Origin of the sequence: Kitasatospora sp. NPDC087314, from assembly GCF_044744365.1 — a bacterium.
Taxonomy (GTDB): domain Bacteria; phylum Actinomycetota; class Actinomycetes; order Streptomycetales; family Streptomycetaceae; genus Kitasatospora.
This window is the reverse complement of record NZ_JBIUYE010000022.1, coordinates 30,053-44,170: the sequence shown is the minus strand read 5'-3', so window position 1 is coordinate 44,170 and position 14,118 is coordinate 30,053. Positions and strand designations below refer to the sequence as shown.

12 protein-coding genes and 6 pseudogenes are annotated in these 14,118 nt (G+C 69.3%); 8 read left to right on the top strand and 10 right to left on the bottom strand.

The genetic code is table 11. From position 1 onward, the window contains the following. Positions 1-2 precede the first annotated feature (2 nt). Positions 3-1,484, bottom strand: a pseudogene (locus ACIO5E_RS36080) (transposase); the annotation flags it as partial. Between the two features lie 188 nt (positions 1,485-1,672). After that, positions 1,673-2,422, bottom strand: coding sequence for an SDR family NAD(P)-dependent oxidoreductase (locus ACIO5E_RS36075; protein ID WP_400676198.1), 750 nt, complete (start codon positions 2,420-2,422; stop codon positions 1,673-1,675). Between the two features lie 90 nt (positions 2,423-2,512). On the opposite strand from ACIO5E_RS36075, the gene ACIO5E_RS36070 reads away from it, so the two are divergent. Both ACIO5E_RS36070 and ACIO5E_RS36065 read left to right on the top strand, forming a co-directional pair. Continuing rightward, positions 2,513-2,911, top strand: a complete 399-nt coding sequence (locus ACIO5E_RS36070; protein ID WP_400676196.1) for a winged helix-turn-helix transcriptional regulator — start codon at positions 2,513-2,515, stop codon at positions 2,909-2,911. Between the two features lie 369 nt (positions 2,912-3,280). Next, positions 3,281-3,571, top strand: a pseudogene (locus ACIO5E_RS36065) (IS630 family transposase); the annotation flags it as partial. A 72-nt stretch (positions 3,572-3,643) separates the two neighbouring features. Here the strand turns inward: ACIO5E_RS36065 and ACIO5E_RS36060 are convergent. Next, the gene (locus ACIO5E_RS36060) at positions 3,644-4,021 is read right to left on the bottom strand and encodes a nuclear transport factor 2 family protein (protein ID WP_400676194.1); all 378 of its coding nucleotides are present in this window, start codon (positions 4,019-4,021) and stop codon (positions 3,644-3,646) included. A 130-nt stretch (positions 4,022-4,151) separates the two neighbouring features. Between ACIO5E_RS36060 and ACIO5E_RS36055 the strand changes: the two are divergent. After that, a pseudogene (locus ACIO5E_RS36055) lies at positions 4,152-6,195 on the top strand (Tn3 family transposase); the annotation flags it as partial. Positions 6,196-6,214: 19 nt separating this feature from the next. Here ACIO5E_RS36055 and ACIO5E_RS36050 read toward each other — a convergent pair. Beyond that, on the bottom strand, positions 6,215-6,940 hold the full coding sequence (locus ACIO5E_RS36050; RefSeq protein ID WP_400676192.1) for a dienelactone hydrolase family protein: 726 nt from the start codon (positions 6,938-6,940) through the stop codon (positions 6,215-6,217). A gap of 462 nt (positions 6,941-7,402) precedes the next feature. On the opposite strand from ACIO5E_RS36050, the gene ACIO5E_RS36045 reads away from it, so the two are divergent. Further along, positions 7,403-7,873 (top strand): hypothetical protein, encoded by a 471-nt coding sequence (locus tag ACIO5E_RS36045; RefSeq protein ID WP_400676190.1) that lies wholly within the window; start codon positions 7,403-7,405, stop codon positions 7,871-7,873. Positions 7,874-7,879: 6 nt separating this feature from the next. Here the strand turns inward: ACIO5E_RS36045 and ACIO5E_RS36040 are convergent, their stop codons facing one another. From ACIO5E_RS36040 to ACIO5E_RS36025, 4 genes and pseudogenes are all read right to left on the bottom strand, one after another. Then, positions 7,880-8,251, bottom strand: coding sequence for a hypothetical protein (locus tag ACIO5E_RS36040; RefSeq protein ID WP_400676188.1), 372 nt, complete (start codon positions 8,249-8,251; stop codon positions 7,880-7,882). 149 nt (positions 8,252-8,400) lie between these two features. Then, the gene (locus tag ACIO5E_RS36035; RefSeq protein WP_400676186.1) at positions 8,401-8,664 is read right to left on the bottom strand and encodes a helix-turn-helix domain-containing protein; all 264 of its coding nucleotides are present in this window, start codon (positions 8,662-8,664) and stop codon (positions 8,401-8,403) included. A gap of 79 nt (positions 8,665-8,743) precedes the next feature. Beyond that, positions 8,744-9,127, bottom strand: a pseudogene (locus ACIO5E_RS36030) (transposase); the annotation flags it as partial. Between the two features lie 45 nt (positions 9,128-9,172). Next, complete coding sequence (locus tag ACIO5E_RS36025; RefSeq protein ID WP_400676184.1) at positions 9,173-9,424, bottom strand: hypothetical protein; 252 nt, start codon at positions 9,422-9,424, stop codon at positions 9,173-9,175. 750 nt (positions 9,425-10,174) lie between these two features. On the opposite strand from ACIO5E_RS36025, the gene ACIO5E_RS36020 reads away from it, so the two are divergent. The 3 genes and pseudogenes from ACIO5E_RS36020 to ACIO5E_RS36010 form a co-directional block, all read left to right on the top strand. Next, complete coding sequence (locus tag ACIO5E_RS36020) at positions 10,175-11,212, top strand: ricin-type beta-trefoil lectin domain protein (RefSeq protein ID WP_400676182.1); 1,038 nt, start codon at positions 10,175-10,177, stop codon at positions 11,210-11,212. A gap of 68 nt (positions 11,213-11,280) precedes the next feature. After that, complete coding sequence (locus tag ACIO5E_RS36015) at positions 11,281-12,234, top strand: ricin-type beta-trefoil lectin domain protein (RefSeq protein ID WP_400676180.1); 954 nt, start codon at positions 11,281-11,283, stop codon at positions 12,232-12,234. 247 nt (positions 12,235-12,481) lie between these two features. After that, a pseudogene (locus ACIO5E_RS36010) lies at positions 12,482-12,723 on the top strand (nitroreductase/quinone reductase family protein); the annotation flags it as partial. 176 nt (positions 12,724-12,899) lie between these two features. On the opposite strand, the gene ACIO5E_RS36005 reads toward ACIO5E_RS36010, so the two are convergent. Next, the gene (locus tag ACIO5E_RS36005) at positions 12,900-13,145 is read right to left on the bottom strand and encodes a hypothetical protein (RefSeq protein ID WP_400676178.1); all 246 of its coding nucleotides are present in this window, start codon (positions 13,143-13,145) and stop codon (positions 12,900-12,902) included. A 54-nt stretch (positions 13,146-13,199) separates the two neighbouring features. Next, positions 13,200-13,598 (bottom strand): restriction endonuclease fold toxin-2 domain-containing protein, encoded by a 399-nt coding sequence (locus tag ACIO5E_RS36000; protein ID WP_400676176.1) that lies wholly within the window; start codon positions 13,596-13,598, stop codon positions 13,200-13,202. Between the two features lie 84 nt (positions 13,599-13,682). On the opposite strand from ACIO5E_RS36000, the pseudogene ACIO5E_RS35995 reads away from it, so the two are divergent. Beyond that, positions 13,683-13,913: pseudogene (locus tag ACIO5E_RS35995) on the top strand (WbqC family protein); the annotation flags it as partial. Positions 13,914-14,118 lie beyond the last annotated feature (205 nt).

Genomic DNA, 14,118 nt, shown 5'->3' with positions numbered 1-14,118 from the left:
TGTCAGAAGCCTTCTACCTCGTCGTCCTCGTCCAGCTCCGGCGCGTCCGGGTCGCGCAGCGGGCGCGGGGCGCCGGCGGACGGGACGCTGGCGGTGAAGCTGTAGCGGCCGAGCAGGTTGAGATTCTTGTGCTTGAGCGGGGAGAGCCGGGCGATGTCCTCGTCGCGGATCTCGTGGTCCTCGGCCTTCAGCTGGGTGACGGCGGCGTCGATGTAGCGGGTCGTCCAGAGCACGATGGCGTTGAGGACCAGGCCGAGCGCGCCGAGCTGATCCTCCATCCCGTTGCGGTACGCCTGGTGGATGGTGCCGCGCTTGCCGTGGCACACGTCACGGGCCAGCTTGTGGCGAGACTCCTGCACGGTGAGCTGCCGGTTCATCTGCCGGCGGTAGGTGTCGTCCACCGGGTCGACCACCCGCAGCAGGTGTTCGGTCTTCGCGATCCGCCCGCACTCGGCGAACGCCGTGCCCAGCGGGGTCGGGCGCCCTTCGCGCCCGAACATGCGCAGCAGGTCGTAGGCGCGGACCTGGTTGGTGACCAGGGAGCCGGCGACCTTCAGCATGTCCGGCCAGTGCGTGATCACTTTGTTCAGGTTCACGCGGTTGCGGGCCAGGTCCTCCACCACGCCGTACGGGCCGGTCTCGACGCCGGGCATCGTGGCCCGCCAGAACCGCTGGTCGTCCAGGTCGCGGAACCGCGGGGAAAAGTTGTAGCCGAGGATCTTGAACAGGCCGAACACCATGTCGGAGTACGAGGCGTTGTCGGTCGCCACCATCTCCGGCTTCACGCCGCCGTCCAGGTTCAGCAGCGCGTCCAGGATGTGCAGGGAGTCGTGCGGAGTGCCGGGCACGACCATCTGCCCGATGCCCGCGACCTGGTCGTTGACGGCGCTGAGCCAGGTGATGCCACGCTTGAACCCGAAGTACTTCGGCGACGGCGCCGCGCTGACCGTACGGACCGGGACGACGAACCGCAGACCGTCCACCGAGGCGAGCAGACCCTCGCCCCAGAACTTCACGATGGGCACCTCGGCCTGGGCGGCGTTCGCCGCAGCGATCGTGTCGGCGCGCAGGTAGTACTGGTCGACGTGCACGAGCCGGGCCCGGGTCAGCGCCTCGTAGCCGGGGTGGACCACCGGGGCCAGGCCGATGTTGCACGCCTCGGAGACCAGCAGCGCGACCATGGAGGTGGGCAGGTCCTTCATCCGGGTGGTGCCGTCCCCGAGGTGCACGAAGGCGTCGAGGAACCCGGTCCAGGCGTTCACCTCGAACAGCAGGTCCGGCAGGTCGATCTTCGGGAGCATCCTCTCGACCCGTTTGCGCAGCCAGTTCAGCGACTTCGGCTCACCCAGCGCGTGGAGCTTCTCCACGTTCAGCTTCGCCCGCCCATTGGGCTGCACCTCGACGCTGATCTTCGCGTCGGCGCCAGCCTCCTCCAGCCCCTCGGCCATCTGCTTCCACGCTGCGTCCAACACCTCTGCGGAAGTGGCTTTTCGCTGATTTTAGACAATCGCCAACCGGGACCACCCACGCAGTCGCAGGGTGGCTGATGTGCGTGGGGAAAGCGGGGTGAGGGGCGCGCGCGATTCTGCTGAGAGGGTGGTGTCTTTGGCGGTTGTCTAAAACAGTCTTAATTGGGGGTGCATCTAAGCCCTCCACCAAGGCACCGGGGGCGTCAGCGCATGCCGCCGGAAGCGAGGATGACATCCCCGGTGATCCAGCGCGCGTCGTCGGAAGCCAGGAAGGCCACTAGCGGGCCGTAGTCCTCGGGGGTGCCCGTACGGCCCAGGGGGGTGGCGGCGATCGCCTGTGCCTCCTGATCCGACCCGGTGTATCCCATGGCCCTGGTGCCCTCGGTGTCCGACGGCCCGGGCATGATCGCGTTGACGCGGATGCCGCGCGGGCCCAGTTCCTTGGCCGCGACGATGGTGAAGGCGTTGACAGCGCTCTTGGACGCGACGTAGAGCGAGGCGTAGGGAGGATGGCTGACCGTGCCGGCCGTCGAGACGTTGATGATCGACGCGGCGTCGATGTCGTCCTGCGCGGCCAAGGCCTGCGTGGTCAGGATCGTGCCCAGGAGGTTCGTGGTCATCTCGCGCTGGAACTCGTCCTCGGTGATGCCCGACAGCGGCGCGAACGTGGCGACGGCCGCGTTGTTCACGAGCACGTCGACCGGTCCGTACTCCTCGCGGGCTCGGTCGAAGAGACGGCGCACGTCGTCGCCGTTGGCAACGTCCGCCTGGACCGCGATCGCCCGGCCGCCCTTGGCGGTGATGCCCGCGACGACCCGCTCGGCGCCCTCCGCGTCCCCCCGGTAGTTCACCACGACGGCCGCGCCGGTCCCGGCCAAGGCCTTGGCGATCCCCGCGCCCAGGCCCTTTGACGCGCCCGTGACGATCGCCGTACGTGCGTTGTTGCTGCTCACAGTGGCTCCTTGGAAATGAGTGCTTGCGGAAGTCACCATAGGAAAGCAAGTTACTGCTGGGAAGTACGTACTTTTTTGTAAGCTGCTGTCATGATGGAGACAGAGCAGGTCGCGACGGCCACCAGGCTCCTGGCCCATGACACCTTCGACAACAAGTGCGTACTCAGGCCGATCATGGATCAGACGACAAGCCGCTGGGCGACACTGATCATCTCGGCCCTCGTCGCCGGCCCGCACCGCTTCGCGCGGCTGCACGCACGAGTGGGTGGCATCAGCCAGAAGATGCTGTCGCAGAACCTCAAGGCACTGGCCCGGGCTGGGCTTGTCGCCCGCCATGTCGCGCCCACCAACCCGCCCCAGGTCACTTACAGTCTGACGGAACTCGGTGTCAGCCTGGCTGGACCGCTGACCGATCTCATCCGATGGTTCGGCCAGCACGGCGACGAGCTCCTCGCCGCCCAGAAGCACTACGACAGTCAGCAGGCGTGACCGCTTAGGACCTGCCGATCATTAACCTGTCGTCTTGAACTTGGCATGGGGATCGCTGCTTTGGGTGGCGCCCCACAAGCTGATGGGCGCCCCAGTTCGGTAGCCTGACGTCGTCAGCCCTCCGCGCCGTCCCCGTCGCCATCGAGCCCGGCCGCGTCCGGGTCCCGCAGTGGGCGCAGGGCGCTGCCCGCCGCTAGACGACCACCACGGCCGGAACCAACCGAGCTTGTCGCGTCTGGCTCAGACATAGGCCCTTAGCCGCGAACCCGGGGGTGCACACCCCAGAATCAGGGCAGTGCACCCCCGGGTTTGCGCTGAAGAACCTTCAGTTTCCGCGAACTCGCCGGGATCTTGGGGTGCCGTTAACCGATCCGCCGCTGGGCGAAGAAGAACAAGGTCGAGCTGTGCTTCACCCCGACCTACGCTTCCTGGGCCAACCCGATCGAGGCCCACTTCGGCCCGCTGCGGCAGTTCACCCTGGCCAACTCCCACCACCGCAGCCACCCCGCGCAAACCCAGGCACTGCACCGCTACCTGCACTGGCGCAACACCAACGCCCGCCACCCCGACGTACTCGCCGCCCCACGCAAGGAACGTGCCCGCATCCGCAGCGAAAAGGGCATCCGCTGGAGCGGACGCCCCCTCAACACCTCAGCCTGACCAACTGCGAACCGCAGCCCCCGAGCGCCGAAGGGGGCAAGTTCAGGAGAAGGACAGCGACAGAAGGACGACTCAGGAGGCGGACGGCTCGATCTCCCCCGCAAAGACGATGACCTGGTCGATGAGGCTCCGCCGCAGATGGACGACGTCCGTTCCCGCCAGGCGGGGGCCTCCATCCGGTGTGGTGAAGACCCACTGGTACCGGGCCCACTCGTCAGGCATGTCCACCTCTGAGCAGCGCACCATCGTGCCGGTCCCCGCCGGGTGGCGCCGGATGTCCAGCACGAACCGCTCGACCGCCGCGATTCCTTCGCTGCGGCCCAACGGCCCCCAGAAGACCACGTCTGAGGTCAGGGCCTGGGAGAGCAGGGCAGTCACATAGCTGTCGTCCGAGGCGTTGAACGCGGAGATGAACGTGTCGATCGCGGAGCGTGCGGTCTCTTCCTGCATGCCCCAGTAATACCAGCCGCTTCGCGTGCGCTCATCCCGCGAGGCGCCTTCCGATCACGGTGAACCATCCCGGTCACAGCACTAGCACACCGGTTGAGGGCTCCGCCGGGGTTCGCGGAAAGATCGCCGGGCGGGTAGCGGCGCTGGCTACGGTCCCCTCGTGCCGGTGGAGTTTCTGACTGATGAGCAGGCCGAGGCGTACGGGAAGTTCTCGGAGCCGGAGCGGCTGCGCCGGCCGCCGACGCGAACGACCGGGACGGCGTTCGCCCGCGCGCTGGAACGGGTGGACGAGATCGGCGCGTACCGGCTGGGGAGGCTGAGGCTGTCGCAGATCCCGCCGAACCGGATGGCCGCGCTGGCCCGGTACGCGCTGGGGTCGAAGGCGCCACTGCTGGAGCGGGCGGCGGAACCGAAGCGCACGGCGATGCTGACCGCGGTGATGCGGCACCTGGAGGAGAAGGCGATCGACGAGGCCCTGGACCTGTTCCAGGTCCTCATGGCCACCCGGCTGCTGAACACGGCGAAGCGGAAAACGGAGAAGGAGCGGCTGTCGACGTTGCCGCAGCTGGAGAAGGCGTCGCGCACGCTCGCGCGGGCGGCGAAGGTGCTGTTCGAGGAGCTGGAGCTGGTCGAGGAGCACGGTGCGGACCTGGACGTGGCCGCTCTGTGGGCAGCGGTCGAGGAAGTCGCCCCGCGTGCCGCCGTGATGACCGCCGCGGCCACCCTGGTGACCCTGGTGCCCGAGGACGAGAACACGGCCGACATCGCGATGCGGGCCGCGCTGGCGACCCGGTACGCCACGGTGCGCCCGTTCCTTGCGCTGCTCGGAGAGTCGAAGGCGTTGGACGCGGCGAGCGCCGGGAAGCGGGTCCTGGCCGGGGTGCGGGGTCTTCCGGCGCTGGCGCGGCGGAAGGTGGAGGTGAAGCCGCTGCTGCCGCGCGAGGTGGACGACAAGTTGGTGCCGCCGGCCTGGCGCAAGGCGGTGCACGCCAACCCCGACCTGCCGCAGGGCGCGGTGGACCGGGACGCGTACATGGTGTGCGTGCTGGAGCAGCTGCACCGGGCCCTGAACAACCGCGACGTGTTCGCCTCGCCCTCGCACCGCTGGTCCAACCCGCGCGCCCGTCTGCTGGACGGGCCCGACTGGGAGGCGGTCGAGGAGGACGTGCTGGCCGGGTTGAGCCTGGACATGCCCGTCGCCGAGCACCTGGCGGAGCTGGTGCGCAGCCTGGATGCCGGGTGGAAGCAGCTCGCCGAACGGCTGGAGGAGGCGGGGCCGGCGGCGAAGGTCTCCATCGAGGTGCAGGACGACGGGCGGGTGAAGCTGAACGTCGACAAGCTCGGCGCGCTCGGCGAGCCGAAGTCCCTGACCTGGCTGCGCAAACGGGTCGAGAAGATGCTCCCGAAGATCGACCTGCCGGACCTTTTGTTCGAGGTGAACGCCTGGACCGGGTTCCTCGACGCCTTCGTGCACCTCGGGGACGGCACCACCCGGATGAAGGACCTGCCCACCTCCATGGTCGCGCTGCTGGTCTCCGAGGCGTGCAACATCGGCCTGGCCCCGGTGGTCCACCCCGGCTACGAGGCGCTGACCGGGCCCGGCTCGTGCACGTCGACCAGTACTACCTGCGCGCCGACACGATCGCTGCGGCGAACGCCGCGCTGACCTGCTGCGCATGTTCGGGCGCGAGGGGCGCCCGACCCCGCTGGGCACGGCGTTCGCCGGGTACGGGCGGATCGCGAAGACCGAACACCTGCTGCGGGTGGTCGACCCGGTGGACGACACCTACCGCCGGCAGATGAACTGGCAGCTCACCGTGCAGGAGTCTCGCCACAAGCTGGCCCGTGACGTGTGCCACGGCAAGCGCGGCACCATCCACCAGGCGTACCGCAACGGGATGGAGGATCAGCTCGGCGCGCTCGGCCTGGTCCTCAACGCCATCGTGCTCTGGACGACCCGCTACATCGACGCCGCCGTCACCCAGCTGAAGGCCGAGGACCACGAGATCCGCGACGAGGACATCGCCCGGCTCTCCCCGCTCAAGCACAAGAATCTCAACCTGCTCGGCCGCTACAGCTTCACCGCCAGCGTCCCGTCCGCCGGCGCCCTGCGCCCGCTGCGCGACCCGGACGCGCCGGAGCTGGACGAAGACGACGACGGCGGGCAGGAGTGAGTATCAGGAGCCGATCGGATCAATCCGTGACGGGCAGGCACTCGGCGAGCAGAGCGACGACGTCACGCCAGGCTCGCTGTGCGTGCCGTGGGTGGTAGCCGACGCCGGGACGCACGGTGTGGTCGACCGATGGATGGTGGAAGGCGTGAAGGGCTCCCCCGTAAACCACGAGGCGCCAGTCGACGCCCGCAGCCTGCATCTCGGCGGTGAACGCGTCCCGTTGTGCGGGCGCCATGATCGGGTCTTCCGACCCGACCCCGGCCCATACCGGGCAGCGGATGCGCGCCGCCTCGCCCGGTCGGCCCGTGATCAGCCCGTTGACTGTCGCGATCGCGCGCAGGTTGACGCCGTCGCGCCCGAGTTCCAGCGCGATGGCGCCCCCGGTGCCGTAGCCGACGGCGGCTATCCGGTCGGGGTCGGTTCGCGGTTCGGTGCGCAACACGTCGAGCGCCGCGTGGCCGATGCCTCGCATCCGGTCGGGGTCGGCGAGCAGCGGCATGCAGCGGGCCAGCATCTCCTCGGGGTCCCCCAAATAGCGCCCACCGTGAAGGTCGAAGGCCAGCGCTACATATCCCAGCTCGGCGAGAGCATCGGCCCTGCGGCGCTCGACGTCGCTGAGCCCCGTGCCCTCTGGTCCGAGCAGCACCGCGGGCCGGCGGTCGACACCGGCCGGGAGCGCGAGGTGCCCGATCATCGTCAAACCGTCGGCCGGATACTCGACCGTACGCGTCGTAATCGTCGTCATGAGTCTGGACGGTACTGACCGTTGCGCCCGCTCGGGGTGGTGTTCGCCGATGGCAGACAGCAGTCTGTCCCGGCTACAACACCCGGACGCGTCGCCCTCCTGTCGGCAAACGATTGTTTAAAGACAGGGCGGCCGGACGTCCAATGAACCCGTGGATTTCCAGGATCGGTAGGGCCCGAATCCAATCAGATCCGATGGTGATTGCTGACAGGGTTTGACGACAAGTAAGGTCCAATCCTCCGCGTGAAAGGGCACTCCGGGTGGCGAACCTCGTCTCCAAGCGGGTCTCGACCGACCAGCAGTCCACCGCCCGCCAGGACCTCGTCCTGGACGAGGCCGGGATCGAGGACCCGGTCGTCTTCGAGGAAGACCCCGGCACCTCCAGCCGCCTCCAGCCGCCTCCATCCGCTCCAACGCCCGAAGTTCCGCGAACTGCTCACCTACGCGCGGCCCGGCGACACCGTGCACATCTCCGAGATGTTCCGCCTCGTACGCGGCAATCAGCACATCCTCGACGTGCTCGACGTCCTCCACCGCGACCGCCTGGCCCTGCGCATCCACGACGGAGCGTTCTCCGCGATGGACCTCACCGCCCGCCACCCGCGCACAGGCGAGTTGCTGTCCACCGTGAAGTTCATGGTGCAGACCCTCGCGGCCGCCGGCGAACTCCAGCGCGACCTCCAGCGCGAGCTAACCTACGACGGACTGCGCGCCGCCGAGGCCAAGGGCAGCAAGGGCGGCCGCCGCCCCGCCGTGGCGGCCGAAACAACCGGCGCCGTGCGCACCGCGTATCTGGAAGGCCGCTCCATCGCCGCCCTCGCCCGCTGCCAGCCGCTCGACGGCGGCCAGGGCGTCCCGGCTGTTCCGGCCCAGCGCAAGGCCCGCCGCGAGTACGAGAACCGCGTCAGCACACTCGCGCCGATCGGACCATGATCAATCTCAGCGCCAACCGCTGTACCGATGTTCCCCGAGGCCGTGCTCCTGCTGCTGCAGTCCCTCGTGGGTGATCGGAACACGACCGCTCGCCAGATCCTGCAGGAGGCGGAGGACGTTGGGGCGGCGAAGCCAGATCAGCCTGCTCTTCGGGCGGCCGAGTTCCAGGAGGAGGCCCATGAGGAGCGCCAGCAGCGGGTGGACCTGCCCGGTGCCGTCGTCGAGGGGGTCGGTGAGCCGGTCGGCCAGGGTGCAGCGTTCGCAGAGCCGGCGGCCGAGCAGCATTCCCTCGAAGCCGCAGCGGTCGCAGAAGAAGTCGCGGCTGATCCCCGCGCACTCGCGGCAGATCGGGGCGCCGTTCTCGTCGCGTCCGGGCAACCCGGGCAGCGGCCTCGGACGCGCATGGCCTTCTCGTAGCAGGTGCGGCAGACCGGCCCGTCGGACCACTCGGCCGACTTCGCCGCCCGTCGGCCGCAGCGCGAGCACGTGCGGACGTGCCAGCGTTCGTACTCCTCCGGCGTCACAGCTCAGTCCTCCGTCAGCCTGACCCGCTTGGGACGGCGTGCGGCCAGGTCGATCGGCGCGTTCTCACCGACGGCCCGCCGGGCGGTCAGATTCTCAGCCGAGGTGGCGATCAGGTCGGTGGGCGTGCAGCCGAGGATGTCGCAAAGCGCGGCCAGCACCGGCAGCGAGAGCCGCTCGGGGGTGCCGGAGACCAGGCGGTGGACCTGGGAGGAGGAGAGGCGCCGGCCGGCCCAGGTGAGCGCCTGGCTGCACGAGGCCGGATTCACGGTCGAGACCGAGATGCTCCTCGACCCCGAGGGCAGTGCCCCGGGAGCGATCCTCTTCGCTCGCCGTCGTTCGTAGCGGTCAGGCCGCTGCGGAATCGCTTCGGGGTGGGTTGAGTTCGAACGTCCGGTTGTCTCGTATGAGGGCCCACATCACGTTGAGGCGGCGCCTGGCGAGGGCGAGGACGGCCTGCTTGTGCCCCTTGCCCTCGCCACGTTTGCGGTCGTAGAACTTCTTGGAGACGGGGCAGCAGCGCGCTGCGATCTGGGCGGAGAGGTAGAAGACCCGCAGGAGCCGCCGGTTGTATCGGCGCGGGCGGTGCAGGTTGCCGGAGATGCGTCCCGAGTCGCGTGGTACGGGGGCAAGCCCGGCGACGCCGGCAAGGCGGTCGCAGGTACCGAAAGCACTCATTTCACCGCCGGTGATGGCGATGAACTCGGCGCTGAGCAACGGCCCCATGCCGGGCTTCGGGGATCAATCAGGACGTGGTTAGCGGTAAGCCCCTGATGATCAGGTCGCGGCCGTGATGCGGGTGGCGTAGACCCGGTGAGCCTTGCGCTCGGCGGAGCTGGCGGTGTCGGTGGCGAGGGCGGCGGCCTGCTGCAGCGCGGTGCGGTGGAGTTCGAGCGGTGCGGTGATCCGGAGGGAGTGGCCCTGGCCGCGGCGGATAGTCCGGCCGTAGGCGAGCGCGGTGCGGATGGTTTCGTCGCCGCGGGCGAGCAGGTGGTCGGCGAGCAGGCCGGGCAGATCGAGGGTGATCAACGGGTCCGGCTCGGGCTGCTGCTCGGCGGCCGGGTCCGGGAGGACGTCGAGCTGCTCGGGCAGTTGTGCGACATCCCGCGAGTTCTCCTGAGCCCCGCTGAGTGACCGAGGCCGTGGCCAGGGGCTTCTTCCTCCTTCGGGTGCTCTGCCGACCCGTGACGTAACTTCGGTATTTCTGAAGCGTTCTCAGCTCGTGCGACCGATCTGCGGTCTGGTCGAAGGCGAGGAGGCGCGGGTTGTCGGCGCTGGCGGTGGTGCGGGACCTGCGCGAGTACCGGAATCCGGTCTCGGCCGAGGAACTGGAGCGGGTTCGAGACTGACGTGCTGGCTGGGTTCGCGCTGGCGCGGGGATGGCGTCCCGCCGAGTGGTGTAGCAGGGATCTTGACGTGACCCCTGGTCATGAAGGAGCCATCGCGCAACTCTCCGAGTAGGCATGCTCGTTGAGTGAGAGGTGCGCGATGGCCTTGTCCCAGTCTGACCTACTCCGCCTCATTGCACTCGACGACCGAGAAGACCGCCTTCCTGGTCGACGAAGCGTCGGTGAAGCTGACCTGACCTGACCGGCCCTGGCCGGTACGCGCCTGTGGGCCCCGTCCGTGCGGACGGGGCCCACAGGCGCGTACGGACTTCCATCCGGGGCCGCTCAGCTGGCGTGTTCACGCGCCGTCTACGCGGTGTGTATCGGACTGCCGGAGCGTGTCCGGGAGGTCGGGACCAGCCCGGCCTCCCGGAAGGAGAACCGGTACGACATGACACGAGTACACCGCCTCGGCTCCACCGCCCTGCTGGCGGCCGGCGCCCTCCTCGTGGCGGCCGGCACGGCGTTCGCCGCGCCCGCCCTCGACGAGCACACCACCGGCGCCCGCATCACGGCGCAGGGGGCTCCCGCCCCCGCCGCACCGCTGCACCTCCCGCCGCCCCGCCTGGCCTCCGGGGACCAGGAGGTCCCGCTCCAGCCGCCGGCGCCGCTGAGCTCGGACCTGAAGCCGAACTCCAAGGCGGGCCCGGCCCCGAAGGCCGTCCAACCACGGGCCGGCAACCCGGTGACCGACATCTTCTCGTCCCTCATCGACATCTTCGAGAAGCTCATCGACATCATCCAGAAGGCGCTGGAGAAGCCGGACCGGGGATCCTTCGTACAGGCGGTCGTCAACGACACCGCGGCACGCACCGGCGGCCACTACAACATCATGCTGGTCGCCGACGACGCCCACTTCGACGCCTCCCTCGCGCACACCGTCTGGGACGGCCGTATCAAGTACAAGGACGGCCAGCTCTTCCGCCTCTTCATCTTCGACTCGGGACACTTCACCCTGCACAGCGACGGCGGGTGGAGCAACTGGGGCTTCTACGGCCGATACAGCAGCTCCAGCTCGGGCGAACTCACGTTTTACAAGTCCCCCGGCGACAGCATGAGGAGCGCCGCCAACGACGCCAAGTGCGTCGACGACCAGCAGGGCGGCCTGGGCAACGGCAACCCCATCCAGATCTACGACTGCAACACCTCCGACCCGCAGTGGTGGTACCGCGACGGGCAGGCGCTCAAGGTCAGCATCAGCGGCGTCACCAAGTGCCTCGACGCGGGCGGCGGCGGCTGGACCGACAAGGTCCAGCTCTGGGACTGCAACGGCAGCCCGCCGCAGCAGTGGTCCTACGACAACGGCTCGCTGCGCAACGCCAAGTGGCAGTACTGCCTCGACATCCCCAACAGCAACCTGGGCAACGGCAACCGGCTGCAGATGTACCCCTGCAGCGGCAGCGGCACGCAGCACTTCACCCTCCCCTGACGAGGGCTCGCACCGGCCCGGCCGCCCCGGCCGGGCCCACCACCGACTTCGAACCTAGGTGCACCCCCATGAAGAGAACCCTCCTGGGCTCCGCCCTGCTGCTCGCCGCGGGAACCGTCCTCGCCCTCGGGCCGGCCGCGGCCGCGCAGTCACCGGACCGGGCACCGTTGCCCGCGATCGCCGCCGCGAGCGACCAAGGCAGCATCCCGCTCGCCGCACCCACCGCTCACCCGTCCGCGTCCCCGTCCACACCCGCGCACGCGGCGCCGCGCGCGCAGCTCGCCTCGTCCGGCGTCCAGATCACCAAGGACGACATCTCGGTGGGCGGCGCCATCCAGTCCCTGTTCGACCAGTACCCGTCCTACATCTTTCCGCCGGACCAACTCGTCCAGGGCTTCGTGGCACACGGCGCCGACCTGACCGGCGGTCACTACAACCTGCTCCTGGTCCGCGCCGACGCCCAGTTCTCCATGAACTTCAGCACGGTCCGGGCCTCCGCGATCCTCACCTACAGCAGCGGCATCCGCTACAACCTCTGGATCTTCGACCAGGGCACGTTCACGCTGCGCAGCGACGGCGGATGGACGAACTGGGGCTTCTACGGACGCTTCAACAGCTCGGGGGGCAACGTCAACTTCTACCGCCTGCCCGGCGGGCCGGTGACCGGCAAGGACGGCAAGTGCCTGGACGTCCGCGGGGGCGGCACGGGCAACGGGACGCCCGTCCAGATCTACCACTGCACCAACACCAACGCCCAGTGGTGGAACCGGGACGGGCTCGCCCTGAAGGCCCTCGGCAAGTGCCTCGACGCCAACGGCGCCTCGACCGGCGCCCTGGTGTGGCTGTGGGACTGCAACGGCAGCCCCCCGCAGCAGTGGTACTACGAGAACGGCCAGCTGCGGAACGCGCAGTGGTCGTACTGCCTGGACATCCCGAACGGTGACACCACCGACCAGCGGCAGCTGCAGATGTCCCAGTGCAACGGCGGCGACACGCAGCGCTTCAGCGCCCCCGGCGACTGAGCACTGCCGCGACACCGCCCGACGAGCCGCCGGCCGTACCTCCCCGGGTACGGCCGGCGGTGCGCGTCCGGGGGCGGGCGGCTGCCGGGGGCGCCGACCCGTGGGGGGCACGGCGCCGGGTGCGACGCCGGAATCTTTCCGGCCCGCCCGGGGTTGTCGGCAGAGCGGGGACGGCGGTCCTCCCCCGGCGCGCGCGTGCGGTGGACCGTTCCGGCACCGTCCGTGCACGAGGGTGAGGTTGAAGGCGATGCCGCTCGAAGGCGAGTACGAGCCGAATCCGGCGCAGAAGCAGTGGATCCGCGACCAGGTCGAGCTGTACGAGAGCTCGGGCGGCACCTGGGGCACACGACGCTGTGGGACACGGGGCTGCCGGTCGTCATCGTCACGATGCGCGGCGCGCGGAGCGGCCGGATCCGCAAGCTTCCGCTGATGCGCGTGGAGCACGAGGGGCAGTACGCGGCGGTGGCCTCGAAGGAGGGCTTCCCGCGTGGGCGGGGTGGTCGGCCGGTTCGCCGGGTCGGCCGCGGGCTGAGACGGCAGAGGGGCGGTCACGGTGCGGATTCCTCCGGAGCGGCGCCCCCGCGCCGATGATCACTGTAGCCGCAGGGCGAACACAACCACCCTGATCTGCTGCATCAACTGTTCGCTTGCTGGGCTTGACATCCCTACGCCACGGGATGTCTGGCACCGGTGAGGTTGACGGTCATGCGGTGACCGCCCTCGAAGTAGCAGCCGCTCCGAGTCATCCCTTCGAGGTCGACTTGGAAGGTGACGTAGTCCTTCCCGCTGACGGGCGCGTGCTCGTGCCAGAGCTGCATGTCCGGGAAACGGGCATGAAGGTGCTCCTCCGCCTCTTGCGGTGAGAGCGCCCAGGTCGTTCCTGGGGCGGCCCCGAGATGGATGGTGTCCAACTCAGCCTTCCTTGGGCTCTGGTGATGGCATCGGGAGGTAGCGGACGTTACTCGTCACATGATGCTTGGCGAGCAGGTATTCCCAGTAGCCGACCGTCGCCTCGTCGGGCGTGTCGATCTCCAGGTACTGGGCGTGGTTCGCGGGGTGTCGATCGCGCCCTTGTAGCGTTGCAGCTCGTCCTCGTCTTTGGTCAGCATCCATCCCGTACGGAAGTCGTCCTCCTGGATGCCCTTCAACGAACGCGGGCTGCAGCCCTGCTTGCGGACGTTCTTCGCGTCGATGAACGCACCGTCCGCAGGGCGGAAACCGTCCGCCCAGACCTCCTTGCCGTCCGCGCCCACCTCCTTTCGCTCGGGCTTGCCGGCAGCGAACACCTGATACGCCTTGTCCGCATCCGTGCCGTAGTTCGGTGCCCGCTCCGGAAGGCCCTCGATCCAGGTCTTGGCCGCCATCTGCTTCGCCGCGTCGTAGAGCGGTAGGGCGGCGGTTTCGGGGGAGGGACACCTGACCGACCGGCTCGCACCGGCGCGGGGCTGGTGTGCGCGATCCACCAGCCCAACCTGCTGCCGCGGCTGTCCACGGTGGCGAAGATCCTCGCGGCGGACGTGTGGGTGGTGCTGGACGACGTGCAGCACGCCCGCCGCGACTACCAGCACCGCGCCCGCCTCGGGGCCCTGGACGGCGACGCCACCCGCTGGCTGTCCCTCCCCACCCACCTGCCGGACGGCCGGGCCACCCTGATCCGGGACGCCCTCCTCGCCAACCCGCACTTGCTGATCAACAAGCAGACCGCGCTGGAGACCGGCCCCATCAGCGGAGTCTCCGTCTCCGCTGCGCTCCGCGGCCAGACCGCCACGCTGGAACGCGTCCGCGTCGACCGCCAGCTCGAAGAAGCGCTCGTCCACGGACCCGACCCGCTCCACCTCGCTGAGGTCTTCGGCCTGGCCGAGAAGACCGCGACTCGCTACGCGG

What these genes read in the sequence shown, in the direction of transcription:
- ACIO5E_RS36070 (WP_400676196.1), top strand. Translation starts at nt 2,513, where the DNA reads ATGATGGAGACAGAGCAGGTCGCGACGGCCACCAGGCTCCTGGCCCAT.
- ACIO5E_RS36060 (WP_400676194.1), bottom strand. Translation starts at nt 4,021, where the DNA reads ATGCAGGAAGAGACCGCACGCTCCGCGATCGACACGTTCATCTCCGCG.
- ACIO5E_RS36050 (WP_400676192.1), bottom strand. Translation starts at nt 6,940, where the DNA reads ATGACGACGATTACGACGCGTACGGTCGAGTATCCGGCCGACGGTTTG.
- ACIO5E_RS36020 (WP_400676182.1), top strand. Translation starts at nt 10,175, where the DNA reads ATGACACGAGTACACCGCCTCGGCTCCACCGCCCTGCTGGCGGCCGGC.
- ACIO5E_RS36015 (WP_400676180.1), top strand. Translation starts at nt 11,281, where the DNA reads ATGAAGAGAACCCTCCTGGGCTCCGCCCTGCTGCTCGCCGCGGGAACC.
- ACIO5E_RS36000 (WP_400676176.1), bottom strand. Translation starts at nt 13,598, where the DNA reads ATGGCGGCCAAGACCTGGATCGAGGGCCTTCCGGAGCGGGCACCGAAC.